The organism is Micromonospora citrea, assembly GCF_049629545.1.
Lineage (GTDB): Bacteria > Actinomycetota > Actinomycetes > Mycobacteriales > Micromonosporaceae > Micromonospora > Micromonospora citrea_A.
Genome location: NZ_JBNADX010000006.1, coordinates 84,142 through 99,031 on the forward strand (window position 1 = coordinate 84,142; position 14,890 = coordinate 99,031).

Annotated in this window: 11 protein-coding genes; 3 read left to right on the forward strand and 8 right to left on the reverse strand. The window is 72.4% G+C overall.

All coding sequences use genetic code 11. From position 1 onward, the window contains the following. Nucleotides 1-119 precede the first annotated feature (119 nt). The 3 genes from ACPFP2_RS09675 to manD all read left to right on the forward strand — a co-directional run bounded on the left by ACPFP2_RS09675 (nucleotide 120) and on the right by manD (nucleotide 2,067). Entirely contained in the window at nucleotides 120-581 is a 462-nt protein-coding gene (locus tag ACPFP2_RS09675; RefSeq protein WP_424088156.1) for a LacI family DNA-binding transcriptional regulator, read from the forward strand. Further along, nucleotides 560-784 carry a substrate-binding domain-containing protein gene (locus tag ACPFP2_RS09680; RefSeq protein WP_424088158.1) on the forward strand — a complete coding sequence of 75 codons (225 nt, stop codon included), beginning with the start codon at nucleotides 560-562 and terminating at the stop codon, nucleotides 782-784. The genes ACPFP2_RS09675 and ACPFP2_RS09680 overlap by 22 nt, the downstream gene beginning before the upstream one ends. Nucleotides 785-858: 74 nt before the next feature. Next, complete coding sequence (gene manD / locus ACPFP2_RS09685; RefSeq protein ID WP_424088160.1) at nucleotides 859-2,067, forward strand: D-mannonate dehydratase ManD; 1,209 nt, start codon at nucleotides 859-861, stop codon at nucleotides 2,065-2,067. Nucleotides 2,068-2,132: 65 nt separating this feature from the next. On the opposite strand, the gene ACPFP2_RS09690 is transcribed toward manD, so the two are convergent. From ACPFP2_RS09690 to ACPFP2_RS09725, 8 genes are all read right to left on the reverse strand, one after another. After that, nucleotides 2,133-4,352, reverse strand: coding sequence for an alpha-glucuronidase (locus ACPFP2_RS09690; RefSeq protein WP_424088162.1), 2,220 nt, complete (start codon nucleotides 4,350-4,352; stop codon nucleotides 2,133-2,135). Continuing rightward, nucleotides 4,349-6,382, reverse strand: coding sequence for a beta-galactosidase (locus ACPFP2_RS09695; protein ID WP_424088164.1), 2,034 nt, complete (start codon nucleotides 6,380-6,382; stop codon nucleotides 4,349-4,351). Before ACPFP2_RS09695 ends, ACPFP2_RS09690 begins: the two co-directional genes overlap by 4 nt. Next, nucleotides 6,379-7,068 (reverse strand): hypothetical protein, encoded by a 690-nt coding sequence (locus tag ACPFP2_RS09700; protein WP_424088166.1) that lies wholly within the window; start codon nucleotides 7,066-7,068, stop codon nucleotides 6,379-6,381. The genes ACPFP2_RS09695 and ACPFP2_RS09700 overlap by 4 nt, the downstream gene beginning before the upstream one ends. Then, entirely contained in the window at nucleotides 7,065-8,594 is a 1,530-nt protein-coding gene (locus tag ACPFP2_RS09705; RefSeq protein ID WP_424088168.1) for a GH39 family glycosyl hydrolase, read from the reverse strand. Before ACPFP2_RS09705 ends, ACPFP2_RS09700 begins: the two co-directional genes overlap by 4 nt. 79 nt (nucleotides 8,595-8,673) lie before the next feature. Further along, the gene (locus tag ACPFP2_RS09710) at nucleotides 8,674-10,308 is read right to left on the reverse strand and encodes an extracellular solute-binding protein (RefSeq protein WP_424088170.1); all 1,635 of its coding nucleotides are present in this window, start codon (nucleotides 10,306-10,308) and stop codon (nucleotides 8,674-8,676) included. A 53-nt stretch (nucleotides 10,309-10,361) separates the two neighbouring features. Then, complete coding sequence (locus ACPFP2_RS09715) at nucleotides 10,362-11,270, reverse strand: carbohydrate ABC transporter permease (protein ID WP_424088172.1); 909 nt, start codon at nucleotides 11,268-11,270, stop codon at nucleotides 10,362-10,364. Beyond that, the gene (locus ACPFP2_RS09720; RefSeq protein ID WP_424088175.1) at nucleotides 11,267-12,247 is read right to left on the reverse strand and encodes an ABC transporter permease; all 981 of its coding nucleotides are present in this window, start codon (nucleotides 12,245-12,247) and stop codon (nucleotides 11,267-11,269) included. The genes ACPFP2_RS09715 and ACPFP2_RS09720 overlap by 4 nt, the downstream gene beginning before the upstream one ends. Beyond that, complete coding sequence (locus ACPFP2_RS09725) at nucleotides 12,244-14,652, reverse strand: beta-glucosidase family protein (protein ID WP_424088177.1); 2,409 nt, start codon at nucleotides 14,650-14,652, stop codon at nucleotides 12,244-12,246. The genes ACPFP2_RS09720 and ACPFP2_RS09725 overlap by 4 nt, the downstream gene beginning before the upstream one ends. Nucleotides 14,653-14,890 lie beyond the last annotated feature (238 nt).

Consider the following 14,890-nt stretch of genomic DNA (forward strand, 5'->3'; position numbering starts at 1 on the left):
GCGGGGCCGAACCGTTACACCACCTGGGATACGAGCCTCGCGACGTGACACCTTGACACAAAACTGCAAACGGTTTCAGACTTGCCGGGGCAGTCGACCGGACGCCCGGGAGGTGAGCCGTGCGGGCGACGATCCGTGAGGTGGCCCGCGCCGCGGGCGTCTCCGCCTCCACCGCGTCACGGGCGCTGTCCACACCGGACGTCGTGCGGTCCATTACCCGCGAGCGGGTCCTGCGGGCGGCCCGGCAGCTCGGGTACGCGCCCCATCGCGCCGCCCGAGGGCTGGCCACCGGCCGCACCGGCAACCTCGGCGTGATCGTGCCGGACCTGGCGAATCCGGTCTTTCCCAGCGTGGTCAGGGGCGTGCAGGCCCGGGCCCGCGAGTCGGACCACGCCGTCTTCCTGGCCGACAGCGACGAGGATCCCGCGGCGGAGGTCGACCTCCTGCGTGGCCTCGCCAAGCAGGCGGACGGGCTGGTGCTCTGCTCACCCCGGGCCACCGAGCAGCAGCTGCGTCAGGCCGCTGCGCACACCCCACTGGTCACGGCCGGGGCGTACGTGTGCCCGGCGACGTCAGCGTGATCGGCGTCGACGACATCCCGATGGCCGCGCTGTCCACACCGGCCCTGACCACCGTCGCCGCCCCACAGGAGCAGGCCGGGCGCGCCGCGGTCGACCTGCTGCTCAGCCTGCTCTGCTCGCCCGACGGCGATCGCCCCGCCCGACGCGAGCTCCCCACCCAACTGCTCGTGCGCGACTCGACGGGGGTCGCGCGCGACACCTGACCACCCGGCCGCAGCGCGGCGGCCGTCCCACCGTGGCCGCCCCGCCGACGCCACGGACGCACGAAGGAGACCGAGTGAGGATCGTCGACGCCCGGGTCATCGTCACCTGCCCGGGACGCAACTTCGTCACCCTGAAGATCGTCACCGACGAGGGCGTCACCGGCGTCGGGGACGCCACCCTCAACGGCCGGGAACTGGCCGTCGCGTCGTACCTGCGCGACCACGTCGTACCGCTGCTGATCGGACGCGACCCGGCCCGGATCGAGGACACCTGGCAGTACCTGTACCAGGGGGCGTACTGGCGACGAGGGCCGGTGACGATGAGCGCCATCGCGGCCGTGGACACCGCGCTGTGGGACATCAAGGGCAAGGTCGCCGGTCTGCCGGTCTACCAGCTGCTCGGTGGCCGGTCGCGCGAGGGCGTCACCGTGTACGGCCATGCCAACGGCGAGACGGTCGAGGAGGTGCTGGCCGAGGTGGCCCGCTACGTCGACCTGGGCTACCGCGCGGTGCGGGTGCAGTGCGGTGTGCCCGGCCTGCCCAGGACGTACGGCGTCAGCGCCGACAAGCTGTTCTACGAGCCGGCCGACGCCGCGCTGCCCAGCGAGGCGACCTGGTCGACGGAGCGGTACCTGGCGCACGTGCCGACGGTGTTCGCCCGGGTCCGTGACGAGTTCGGGCCCACCGTGCGGCTGCTGCACGACGTGCACCACCGGCTGACCCCGATCGAGGCGGCCCGGCTCGGCCGCAGCCTGGAGCCGTACGCGCTGACCTGGATGGAGGATCCCGTCCCCGCCGACCTGCAGGAGGGCTTCCGGCTCATCCGGCAGCACACCACCACGCCGATCGCCGTCGGCGAGGTGTTCAACACCGTCTTCGACGCCGCCCAGCTCATCCGGGAACAGCTCATCGACTACGTACGCGCCACGGTGGTGCACGCGGGCGGGATCACCCACCTGCGTCGGATCTTCGACCTGGCCGCCCTGCACCACGTGCGCAGCGGCTCGCACGGGGCCACCGACCTCTCCCCCGTCTGCATGGCCGCCGCGCTGCACCTCGACATCGCGATCCCCAACTTCGGCCTGCAGGAGTACATGCGCCACACCGACCCGACCGACGAGGTCTTCCCGCACGGGTACCACTTCGCCGACGGCTACCTGCACCCGGCCGAGACACCGGGCCTCGGGGTGGACATCGACGAGGAGGCGGCGGCCCGGCACCCGTACTCGCCGGCGTACCTGCCGGTGAACCGGCTGCCGGACGGGACCGTGCACCCGTGGTGACCGCGCCACCGGTGGCGTGACCCGCCGGTGGGGTCCTCGACGGCCCCCACCGGCGGCCGGCGCGGTCAGTGGATGCGGCGACCCCGGGCGTCCGGCACCCCGGACTTGCGGAAGAAGTACGTGTTGACCTGGTCGCGCCACTCCTCGGCGCAGCGCACCTGCTCGTCCAGACGCTCCGCCACCCGCTCGTGCACCGCCGGGTCGATCAGCCCGGCGAGGCGCCGCCACCGCAGGCGCGTCCGCCGCACCTGCTCGACCCCGGCGAAGTGGGTGTCGTAGATGTGCTGCACGACGCTGGTGCCGCTGCGCAGCAGGTGCCCGTACGGGACGTGGTGGAAGAAGAGCAGCAGCTCGTCGGGGCAGCGCTCGGGTGACTCGTACACGTCGGACCACGGGGGCGGGTACTGGCCGGTGAAGCCGGTGCCGGTGGCCCGGGTACGGTCCACGCCGACGCCGTCGCGGTCGGCGAAGTGGTACGTGCCCCACGGCGTGTACTCGTAGCCGTCCACGTCGGGGCCGTAGTGGTCGCCGGGGCGGACCATCCACCCGACGCCCAGCGGGGCGGTGTACCGCTCGTAGGTGCGCCAGGAGTCGTCCATCACCGCGTGCAGCGTCGCGCGCACCAGCTCCGGCTGGCCGGTGGTGGCCGGCGGGAAGGTCAAGGTGATCCACTCGTCGAGGACGGCGATCGGGTCCAGCCGAGGGTCCCAGGCGAGCCGGCCGAAGGCGTACAGGTTGGCCTGCGCCAGCGGATGCCCGGTCCAGAACGGGTCGTCGCCCACGTTGGCCACCGCGACCAGGCCGCCGCCGGCCGTCAGGTCGGCCACGGCACGCCCGTGCGGCCCCCAGGGCCGGAAGCCGAGCACCTCGCTCCACCAGGGACCCAGGTAGCAGACGTGCCGCTGCTGGCCGGTGTACTCCTGGGTGACCTGCAACTCCACCGCCAGCCGGGTGTGCGGCATGACCGCGATCACCGGGGAGACCGGCTCGCGCACCTGGAAGTCCATCGGGCCGTACTTGACCTGGAGGATCACGTTGTCCCGGAACCGGCCGTCGAGCGGGGCGAAGTGGTCGTGGGCGGCCCGGGCCCGGTCGGTGGAGCGGTCCCGCCAGTCCTGGCGGTGGTCGTAGACGAACGCCCGCCAGTGCACCACTCCCCCGTGCGGGGCGAGCGCCCCGGCGAGCAGGTTCGCCCCGTCGGCGTGGTCCCGGCCGTACGTGAACGGGCCGGGCTGCCCCTCCGAGTCGGCCTTCACCACGTATCCGCCGAAGTCCGGGATGCGCGCGTACACCCGCGCGGTGGTGGTGGCCCACCAGGCGCGCACCGTCTCGTCGAGCGGGTCGGCGGTGGGCAGTCCGCCGAGGAGCACCGGGGCGGCGAAGGTGACCGACAGGTGCACCCGCACGCCGTACGGGCGCAGCACGTCCGCGATCCAGGCGACGTCGTCGAGCCGGTCGGTCAGCAGCCGCGCCTCGACGGCGTGCACGTTGACGTTGTTCACCGAGATCGCGTTGACCCCGCAGGCGGCGAGCAGCCGCGCGTACGCCCGGACCCGGGCGAGGTCGCGCAGGGCGGACCCGTCGCGCCAGAAGATCGAGCCGCCCGCGTAGCCCCGCTCCACCTGCCCCATCACCGGGTGCACGGCGACGTTGTCCCAGTGGTCGAGCATCCGGCTGCGCAGCGCGGGCCGGTGCCGGCGCGCGGGCACGCCGGCGGCGAAGGCCGCCTCGCCGAGCCGGACCAGGTGGAACAGCCCGTACAGCAGGCCGGCCGGCGCGTCGGCGAGCAGCACCGTCACGTCGCCCGCGCGGGTCACCAGGAACCCCTCGTCGCCGAGCGCCGCGCCGTCCCCGCCGGGTGTCAGCGCCGCCTCGGCCCGGACCACCGCAGCGGGCAGCGGGCCGGCGTCCCGTAGCGCGAGGACCAGGTCTACGCCGTCGTCCGCCGGGCCGGGGTCGACCGTCGACGACGGCCCACCGGGGGACGCCTGCGCCGTGCCGTGGCCGGCCCCGGGCGACGGCCCACCGGCGAGCACCCGCACCGTGCCGTGGCCGACCCTGGGCGACGGCCCGCCGGCGGGCGTCGGGACCGTGCGGCGGGCTCGGCCACCGTGGTCGGCGCAGGCCCGGGCGACCTCGTCGAAGACGGTGTCGACGAGCAGCCCGGCGCCGTGCACCAGCACGCGGCGCGCGCCGAGCGCCCCGAACGCCTCCGGGGGCAGCCAGGCCGGGTGCACCGAATGGTCGACGTCCCGGCTGCCGCGCTGCCCCGCGGGGGCGCTCACCGCTGCTCCCGCAGCACGACGACGCCCCGCGCCGGCAGCCGCAGCGGCCGGCCGCGGGTGATCCGGTCACCGGTGAGCAGGTCCACCCCGCTGCCGGCGGCCGTCACCCGCACCGGCTCGGCCCGGTGGTTGAGCAGGAACAGCAGCCGCGTCCCGTCCGGGGCGACCCGTACCGCCGACTCCAGGTCCGCCACGTCCGGGTACGGCCCCAACAGGTCGTGCCGGGCCAGCACCTGCCGCACCACCCAGGAGACACCGGCCTGCTCCAGGTCGGTGGCGACGTACCAGCCGTGTCCGTCGCCGAAGCAGTTGCGGGTCACCGCCGGGGTGCCGGCGTAGAAGTCGGCCCGGTAGGTGCCGAGCACCTCGGCCCCCTGTGGGATGACGATCTCGAACAGCAGCCGGGCGGCGACCTCGATCCGGTCGTCGCCGGCGCCGAGGCGGACCGGGTTGACGACCTCCGGGCCCCGGGCGTCCCACTCGTCGACGCGTACCCCCGTCAGCGGCCCCAGCGGCCCGGGCACGTCCGTCAGGAAGGCGTTGTCGTTCTCGTCCACCCGCCCGGACAGGAACGTGGTGAGCACCGAGCCGCCCCGCGCGGCCACCGCCTCCAGCCGCTGCGCCAGGTCGCCCTTGACCATGTGCAGGGCCGGTGCGACGACGACGTCGTAGCCGGACAGGTCGGCGGTCACCGCGGCCACGTCCAGGTCCACCCCGGCGTCCCACAGCGCCCGGTGGTACGCCAGTACGACCTGCTGGTAGCGGACCAGCCGGGAAGGGCCGTCGGAGATCTCCAACGCCCACCAGCTGTCCCAGTCGAACAGCAGCGCCACCCGGGCCGGCGTCCGCGCGCCCAGCGAGGCGGGGCCGAGCCGCTCCAGTTCCGCGCCCAGCTCGGCGACCTCGCGGAACACCCGGGTGTCGGAGCGGCCGGCGTGGCCGATGACCGCGCCGTGGTACTTCTCGCAGGCCCCCCGCGAGGCACGCAGCTGGAAGAAGAGCACCGCGTCCGCGCCGTGGGCCACCGCCTGCCAGCTCCACAGCCGCATCAGTCCGGGCCGCTTGAGCGGGTTGACGTCCCGGCAGGCGGTGACGCTCGGGGTCTGCTCCATCAGCCAGAACGGCTGGCCGTCCTTGAGCCCGCGCATCAGGTCGTGGGTCAGCGCCATCCGGGCCGCCGAGTCGTCGTCCGGCGGGTAGTTGTCCCACGAGACGAAGTCCAGGTGCGGCGCCCAGCGGTGGTAGTCGATCGGCCGGTACATGCCCATGAAGTTGGTGGTGACCGGCACGTCGGGGCTGGACTCCCGGATGGCCGCCTTCTCGTCGAGGAAGTTGGTGAGCATGGCGTCCGACATGAACCGCAGATAGTCCAGGGTGATGCCCTGGAAGGCGGTGTGGTCCGGGCCGCGCCAGTGCTCGGTCAGCGCGGACGGGGGTTCGATCTGGTCCCAGTCGGTGAAGGTGTGCGACCAGAAGGTGGTGTACCAGGCCGTGTTGAGCGCGTCGAGGCTGCCGTGGCGGTGGCGCAGCCAGTCCCGGAAGGCGGCGGCGCACAGGTCGCAGTAGCAGGCGCCGCCGTACTCGTTGCCGACGTGCCAGGCGACGACGGCGGGGTTGCCGGCGTACCGGCGGGCGACCCGGCGGGCCAGTTCGGCGGAGAGCCGGCGGAACACCGGCGAGCTGGGGCAGGAGTTGTGCCGCTGCCCGAAGCGGTGCCGGCGTCCCTCGAAGTCCGTCCGGGTCACCTCCGGGTACGCCCGCGCCAGCCACGGCGGGTGCGCGCCCGTCCCGGTCGCCAGGCAGATCTGCCGGCCCCGCGCGGCGGCCCGCTCGACGATCCGGTCCAGCACGGAGAAGTCGTAGACCTCCTGGGCCGGTTGGGTCAGCGCCCAGTCGAACACGCCCAGCGTCACGGTGTCGATCCGGGCGGCGTCGAAGAGCAGGTCGTCCTGCTTCCACACGTCCTCGGGCCACTGCTGCGGGTTGTGGTCGCCGCCGAAGGGCACCTTCGAGGTGACGGGCAGGCTCATGCGGTGAAGTCCTTCCGGATCGTGTCGACCATCGGCTCGGCGGTACGCAGCAGGGCCAGGACCAGGACCGAGCCGAGCATCGCGAGCACCGCGTCGGACCCGACGGCGGTGATCCCGGCCGCCGCGGCCAGCAGGGCGGCCGTGCCGACCGTCACCCCGGGGGCACGCACGAGGAAGTGCAGGGCCAGCCGCAGCACGTCGCGGGTCCGGAAGGCGAACAACGAGGTGATCACCAGGGCGTTGGCCGCGCCGAGGGTCACCCCCACGCCGACGAGCACCAGCGGCGCCACCCACCAGGACGGCACGGCCGCGGCGACGCGGTGGGCGAGGCTCACCGCGATGACGGTGAGCCACAGCAGGGCCGGAACCCAGATCCGCAGCACCCCGGGCAGGTTGGTCCGGTAGCCCCGCCAGAACACGGCGGCGGGCCGCAGGTCGGTCAGTTCGGGACGCTGGTGGCGCAGGGCGTACAGGGCGGCGGAGACCGCCGGGCCGACCGGGAGCAGGCAGGCCGCGACCAGCGGGAGGTTGCTGGCGTCCCGGCCGAGCAGGACCAGCGGCACCAGCCCGGGCAGGGTGGTGAGCAGGAGCAGCAGCTCGACGACGAGCAGGATGTGGATACGGGCGGCGGCCCGCGACAGCGGCCCGTCACCGAACTGCCGCCGGACCTGCGAGGTGTCGCTCACGGCTGCTCCCGCTCCGGCAGGCCGAGCAGCCGGGTGTCGTCCCACCACGGCGGGGTCTCGTCGCGCACCGGGCTCAGCTCGACGAGGGTCACCTCGTGCCGGGTCAGGGTGAGGTCGAGCGCGACCCGCCCGGTCGCGACCGGCAGGGCGCAGTGGGTACGCGCCGGTTCGGCGGCCTCCCGCAGCGCGTCGAGCTGCCGGGGCCGCGGTGAGCGGGGTCGTCCCATCTGCGCCCAGGCGGCGTGGGCGTTGCCCGCCTCCTCGCCGACCGACGAGCGGAGCAGGAACGCCGACGTGGCGCCGGGCGGACCGAGCGGGACCGACAGCGCCAGGGCGTGCCGCTCGGGGACCGGATCGCGGCCGGTGACGTCGACCGGGGCCCAGGCCAGCACGGCGACCCGGCCGTCGGGGTGCCGGGTCACCAGGTGGTCCGGCCCGCGCGCCAGGACCTCGTCACCGAGGCGGGCCATGAAGGCGTACAGGTGGTAGGTGGGTTTCTTGATCTGACGGTGGGTGAGCAGGCCGAACCCGCCGTGGAACAGCGCGGTCGGCACCCCCTGCTCCTCGAACATGTCGCTGAACGTCCAGTACGAGAAGGAATCGACCAGGTCACCGCCGCCGGCCAGCACCGGGGCGAGGTACGCGGCGTGGAACGCGGTGTCGTGCACCGGGTTGTCCGGCCGGTAGGAGGAGTTGAACTCGGTGATGTGCACCGGCAGCTGCGCCAGGGCGGTGCCGGCCAGGTGCCGGCGCGGCGCGGCGAACTGGGCCAGCAGCTCCGTCGCCGGCGCGAGGGTCTGGTGGGTGCCGAACGGCACGTGCTGCGCGGGGCCGGAGGTGTAGGCGTGCCGACTGACGAAGTCGACCGGCACGTCGCGGTCGGTGACGAACTCGGCGAACGGCGCCAGCCACTCGTCCGCGCCCGGGGAGATCGCCGGGCCGCCGACCTGGAGACCGGCGTCGACCTCCTTGACCGCGTGCGCCGTCACCTCGTACAGGCGGTGGTAGGCGTCCCGGTCGGCGCCCTGCCAGAAGGCGGTCAGGTTCGGTTCGTTCCACACCTCGATCGGCCAGCCGCGCACCTCGTCGAGCCCGTACCGGTCGACCAGGTGGGCGACCGTGGCACGGACCAGGTCCGCCCACTGCGACCAGGAGCGGGGCGGGGTGACGTTGCCCCGCCACCAGAACACCGTCTGGTCGCCGGAGGCGAGGTCCGACGGCATGAAGCCCAGCTCGACGAAGGGCCGGATCCCGAGGTCGAGGTACGCGTCGACGACCTGGTCGACGTAGGTGAAGGTGTGGTGCACCCGGCGGGCGCCCCGGTGCTCGTAGGGGCGGTGCACGCCGACGCCGTCGCTGAGCAGCCCGTGCCCGCGGATGTGCCGGAAACCGATGTCGCGTTGGATCAGGGCCAGCGAGTCCTGGTGGTCGCGGCGCAGGGCCAGCTCGAAGCGGCCGGTGCCGACACAGTGGCGCCAGGCGTCGGTCAGCCGGCCGGTGGGCCGGTCGGGAACGGTGCTGCGCATGGTCGTCCTCCGGTCGTCGCCGGGCAGGGTCGGGATGCCGGGTCCGGCCGGGCCCCGTGACCCGGCCGGACCCGGACGGTCAGCCGTTGTCCTTCTCGAACCGCTCGTGGGCCTTGTCGACCAGCTCCATGTACCGGTCGGCGTTCTTGGCCCTGAGTTCACCGACGTAGGCGTCCCACTCGGTGAAGGGCCGCTGGCCGAGGATGAACTTCAGGCCGTTCTGGGTGACGTGGTCCTTGAGCGGGGTCTCCCAGAGCGACGCCTGCTCCCGTTCCTCGTCGGTCAGCGGGTACGGCGGCGCGACCCCGATCGGCGTACGCGCGTTCATCACCTTCTGGAACTCCAGCTCCTCCGGGGAGAAGAAGGACTGCACCAGGTCGAGCCGGCCGCCGTAGGCGAACACGCCGTTGTAGAAGCCGAACTCCTTCTGCAGGTGCCGGGTGCCCGTGGGGTTGAGCCCGAGGACGTTGACGTCGGGGGTGAGGGTGCGCTTGCCCGTGGCGTCCTTGGTGTACGTGGTCCCCTCGACGCCCCACCGGGCGAACTCCTGGCCGGCGTCGGAGTAGTACAGCCAGTCGATGAACTGCATCATCGCCACGAAGTTCTTGCTGTCCCGGGCCTTCTTGGAGATCATGACGCCGTTCTCCAGGCGGCTGGCCGGGTTGATCTCGCCGGCCGGGCCGACCGGCAACGGGATCTTGACCAGCTTCGCATTCGGCTGGGTCTTCGCCAGGTCCGGCCGCAACTCGTTGACCAGGGTCTGCGCGTTGGCGCTGATGACGAACGACTTGCCGTTGGCGAGCTTCTGCCGGGCGGCGTCGTCGGCCTGGGTGAAGCTCTCCGGGTCCATCAGCTTTTCGGCGACGAGCTTGTTCAGGTACTGCAACATCTGCTTGTACTGCTCACTGGCACCGGTGTAGACGAACTTCCTCTCGTTCGGCAGCCAGGTGGCGTGCTGGTAGTTCCAGCCGGCCTGGGTGCCGTAGGACGCGCCGAGGATGTTCAGCAGGGCGCCACCCGGGGTCGGCTTGCCCCACCGGTCGGAGAACGGGTAGACGTCGGGGTACTTCGCCTTCATCGCCTTGAGCACGGTGTACAGCTCGTCCCACGTCTTCGGCACCGGCAGGCCGAGCTGGTCGAGGATGTCGGTGCGCATCGCCAGCGAGTAGTCGTGCCAGGGCTTCTCGTGCACGCCGGGCAGCAGGTAGAACTTGCCGTCGGACTGCCGCAACGTGTCGATCTCCGGTTGCAGGCCCCACTTCTCGATCTTTCCCTTGAAGTGCGGCATCAGGTCCAGGTAGTCGCTCACCGGCAGGATCGCGCCGGAGGAGACGAAGGCGTTCTCCTGCGGGTGGTACGTCTTCGGGATGATCATCGGCGCGTCGCCGGCCCCGATGAGCAGGCTGCGCTTCTGCTCGTAGTCGCTCAGCGGCACGGCCACCGGTTCGAGCTTCACGTTGGTCCGCTTGGTCAGCTCCGACCAGAGCAGCCAGTCGTTCTTCAACGGGTAGAAGGTGTGGTTGTTGTAGAGGATGGAGAAGGAGACCGGTTCGGTGGCGGTGAACTGGTCCCCGACGCCGTAGTCGGCCATCGCGCCGGCCCGGTTGCCGGAGAGGTCCTTGGCGTCGGTCGCCTCCTCGGAGCAGGCGACGAGGGTGAGGGTGAGCAGACCGGCCACGGCTGTCGCCGCGCGGCGCCATGTCTGTCGGAACATGGCTCGTCCTTTCGGTCGGTGGTCGGGTGGCGGGGTGGAACCGACAGGCCGGGCTATCCCTTGACCGCGCCGAGCATCACGCCGGACACGAAGTACCGCTGGACGAAGGGGTAGACCGCCAGGATGGGCAGGGTGGTGAGCACGATGGTCACGGACTGCAGGGTGGCCGCCGCCTGGACCGCGTCGGCGTCGGCGACCCCGCCGGCCGACTGCGCCCCGGTGGCCCCGGCGATGAGGTTGCGCAGGTAGACCGTCACCGGGAACATCTCCTGCCGGTCCAGGTAGAGGAACGCGGTGAACCACGAGTTCCAGAAGGAGACGGCGTAGAACAGCACCATCGTCGCGATGATCGCCTTCGACAGCGGCAGCACGATCCGCAGCAGCGTGCCGTACGTGCCGAGCCCGTCGACCGCGGCGGCCTCCTCCAGTTCCACCGGCAGGCTCTCGAAGAACGCCTTCATCACCAGCAGGTTGAACACGTTGATGGCGTTGGGCACCACCACCGCCCAGACGGTGTTCTTCATGCCGAGGCTGGTGATCAGCACGTAGTTGGGGATCAGGCCGCCGGAGAAGAACATGGTGAACACGGCGATCCCGACGAGCACGCCGCGTCCCCGCAGCTGCGGCTTCGACAGCACGTACGCGTAGCAGGTGGTGAGCACGACGGAGATGAGCGTGGCGAGGACCGTGTAGACCACGGTGTTGCGGTAGTTCGTCCAGAACATCGCGTCGGACATGACCAGCTCGTACGAGGTCAGGTCGAACCCGCGCGGCACCAGGTTCACCCGCCCCGCGATGATGTACGCCTCGTCGCTGAGCGAGCGGGCCACGATGGTGAGGAACGGGTACAGCGTCACGACCACGACGCCGGTCAGGATCACCGCGTTGACCGCCTGGAAGACCCGGTAGCCCCGGGTCGGCCGGATCCCCCGCCGCCGGGCCGGGCGGGCCTCGGCGGTCACCACAGGCTCGTCCCGACCGTGCGACGGGAGATGGTGTTCGCGGTCAACACCAGGATCAGCCCGATCACGGCCTCGAAGAGCCCGATGGCGGCGGCGTAGCTGAAGTTGCTGGACTCGAAGCCCATCCGGTACAGGTACGTGGAGATCACGTCCGCGGTCGGGTAGGTCAGCGGGTTGTAGAGCAGCAGGATCTTCTCGAAGCCGACCGCCATGAAGGTGCCGATGTTGAGGATCAGCAGCGTCACCATCGTCGGGCGGATCCCGGGCAGCGTGACGTGCCAGGTCTGCCGCCACCGGTTGGCCCCGTCGATCCGGGCCGCCTCGTACAGGTTCTCGTCGATGGTGGTGAGGGCGGCGAGATAGAGGATGGTGCCCCAGCCGACGGTCTGCCAGACCTCGGAGGAGACGTAGATGGTGCGGAACCACTGCGGTTGTTGCAGGAACGGCACCGCCTCGCCGCCGAGTGCCCGGACCAGCTGGTTCACCGTCCCGTCGACCGACACCAGCTGCATGACCATGGCTGCCACGATCACGATCGACAGGAAGTGCGGCAGGTAGGACACCGACTGCACGAACCGCTTGAGCCGGCGGGCGCGGACCTCGTTGAGCAGCAGCGCCAGCACGATGGGCAGCGGGAAGCAGAACAGCAGGGTCAGCGTCCCCAGCAGCAGGGTGTTGGTGAACACGTCCCAGAAGGTGGGGTCGGTGAGGAACATCCGGAAGTACCGCAGGCCCACCCAGTACTCGCCGAAGATGCTGCCGCCGGGCTTGAACCGGCGGAACGCGATCACGTTGCCGACCATCGGCAGGTAGCGGAAGACCAGGAAGAACAGCAGCGGCAGGACGGCCAGCGAGTAGAGCTGCCAGTCCCGGCGCAGGGACCGCCGCCAGCTGCGGCGGCGGCGCGGGCGCGGGGTGGTCGCCGCCGGGGCGTGCTCCGGGGTCGGTGGTGGCGGCCGCAGGGTCTCCGACGTCATTGCCCGGCCCCTGGTGCGGGGGACGGTCCGGCGGGCTCGATCCACACCGACGTGAGCAGGTCGCGCCGGTGGCCGACCTGGCGCTCGGCGCCGGTCAGGCGCAGCGGCACGCGCGCCGCCGTCTCGGCGCTGGAGCGGCCGAAGCGCAGTTCGACCTCGCCGGGTTCGACGATGCGCCGGCCGCCCAGCCCGGTGAACGACGTGACGTCGGCCGGCACGTCGAAGGCGACGTGCGCCGCCGCGCCGGGTTCCAGCGGCACCCGGGCGTAGCCGACCAGCCGGACGACCGGCCGGGTGGTCTGCGCGACCGGGTCGTGCAGGTACAGCTGGACCACCTCGGTGCCAGGCCGTGTTCCGGTGTTGCGCACGGTGACGCGCACCGTCACCTCGCCGTCGACCGGCCACCCGGTCGGCACGGCGGGATCGGCGCGCAACCCACCGCCCGGTTCGAGCACCCCCGCGTCGGTCCAGTCGAAGGTGGTGTAGCTCAGCCCGTGCCCGAAGGGGTACGCGGGCGTGGGGTCCACCGACGACACCTCGGTGCGGCGGCCCAACGGTGGCGACAGGTAGGTGCTCGGCAGGCCGCCGGCGTCGCGGGGCACGCTGACCGGCAGTCGGCCGGACGGGTTCACCGCGCCGGTGAGGACCTCGGCGAGTGCCTGCCCGCCGCGCTGGCCGAGGAAGAACGCCTGCACGACAGCGGCCGCGGCGTCGAACTCCGGGCCGAGCGCGTACGGTCGCCCGGTCATCAGCACCAGCACGACCGGGGTGCCGGTGGCGAGCACGGCCCGCGCCAGTTCCGCCTGTGCCCCGGGCAGGCGCAGGTCGGCGGCGTCGCAGCCCTCGCCGGAGGTGCCCCGCCCGAACATCCCCGCCCGGTCGCCGACGGCGAGCACGCACACGTCGGCGGCGGCCGCCGCCGCGACCGCCGCCGCGATGCCCGAGGTGTCCTCGCCGGTGACCGCGCAGCCCGGCTCGTGGACGAGTTCGGGGACCAGACGGGCCAGCTCGTCGCGGAGCGAGGGGATGTCCAGCCCGAGTCCGTGCTCGGGGTGCCGGACCCCGACGTGGTTGGGGAAGGAGTAGCAGCCGAGCATCGCCAGCGGGTCGTCGGCGACCGGTCCCACCAGCGCGACCCGACGGCCGGTGGGCAGCGGCAGCACCCCGTCGTTGCGCAGCAGGACCACGGACTCCCGGGCCAGGCGTACGGCGACGTCCCGGCTCGCCTCGTCGTCGAGGCGCAGGCCCTGCACATCGTCCGGCGACGTCCGCCAGTCGTCGTCGAGCAGTCCGAGTTCGATCTTCTGGGTGAGCACCCGGCGCAGCGCGCGGTCGATCAGCGCCTCGTCGACCTCGCCGCGGCGGACCGCCTGCACCAGTGGCGGGCCGAAGGTGTCCACGGTGGGCAGCTCGACGTCGATGCCCGCCCGCAGGGCCAGCCGGGCGGCGTCGGCGGCGTCGCCGGCGACCCCGTGCAGGGTCTGCAGGAAGCGCACCGCGAAGTAGTCGGCGACGACCGTCCCGGTGAAGCCCCACTCGTCGCGCAGCAGCCCGGTGAGCAGGTCCTCGTCGGCGGCGGCGGGCACGCCGTCGATCTCGGCGTACGAGTTCATCACCGAGCGGGCCCCGCCGAGACGCAGGGCCATCTCGAACGGGGGCAGGATGACGTCGGCGAGTTCCCGGGGGCCTATCGGCGCCGGGGCGAGGTTGCGACCGCCCCGGGAGGCGGAGTAGCCGGCGAAGTGTTTGAGGGTGGCGACGACGCCGGCCCGTTCCAGGCCCCGCACGTACGCCACGCCGGTCGTGCCGACCAGGTACGGGTCCTCGCCGATCGTCTCCTCGGTACGCCCCCAGCGGTAGTCGCGGGTCACGTCGAGCACCGGGGCCAGCCCCTGGTGCACACCGGCGGCCCGCATCGACCGGCCGATCCGGCCGGCCATCTCCTCGACCAGTTCGGGGTCGAAGGACGCGCCCCAGCTCAGCGGGGTCGGGTAGACGGTGGCCCGCCAGGCGGCGAACCCGGTGAGGCACTCCTCGTGCACCTGCGCCGGGATCCCGAACCGGCTCGCCGCGACGATCTGCGCCTGGGACGCGGCCAGCGACCGCGCTCCGACGACCGGGTCGACGGGCGCGGTGCCGAACGGCCGGGTGAGCTGGCCGAGCCCGTGCCGGATGAGGCTGCTCCACGGCGGCGCGCCGTCGATCATGTCGGACTGGTACGGGGCCACCCCCTCGCCGGAGTCCTCCGCGCCGACCCACACCCCGACGAGCTGGGCGACCTTCTCCTCCAGCGTCATCAGCGGCACGAGCGCCTCGGCCCGTTCGGTCGTCGACAGCCGCGGATCGCGCCACGCGGCGGCGGCACGGTCCGTCGGGCCGGAGTCGACGGGCGACGAAGATCTCATGCCACTCCCCCTAGCTGCGGGCACGCCTCGCCCGGGCACGGCGAGGACCGACGGCGGCGCCCCGAAATCCGAAACTTTCGGAAATGGTCCAGACCGTTTTCGGCAACCTATGGGCAGCGTGAAGGTGTGTCAAGAGGTTCAAAAGGAACAGGAAAGCGCGCACCTGCGTCGGCCGTCCCCGTCGGTCCGCACGCATCGCAGCCGCGGCAGTACCCTTTCCGACGGAAACGCGCTACAG

Excerpts from the sequence above, each read along its gene's own strand:
- ACPFP2_RS09705 (WP_424088168.1), bottom strand. The coding sequence starts at position 8,594 with ATGCGCAGCACCGTTCCCGACCGGCCCACCGGCCGGCTGACCGACGCC.
- ACPFP2_RS09695 (WP_424088164.1), bottom strand. The coding sequence starts at position 6,382 with ATGAGCCTGCCCGTCACCTCGAAGGTGCCCTTCGGCGGCGACCACAAC.
- ACPFP2_RS09725 (WP_424088177.1), bottom strand. The coding sequence starts at position 14,652 with ATGAGATCTTCGTCGCCCGTCGACTCCGGCCCGACGGACCGTGCCGCC.
- ACPFP2_RS09720 (WP_424088175.1), bottom strand. The coding sequence starts at position 12,247 with ATGACGTCGGAGACCCTGCGGCCGCCACCACCGACCCCGGAGCACGCC.
- ACPFP2_RS09710 (WP_424088170.1), bottom strand. The coding sequence starts at position 10,308 with ATGTTCCGACAGACATGGCGCCGCGCGGCGACAGCCGTGGCCGGTCTG.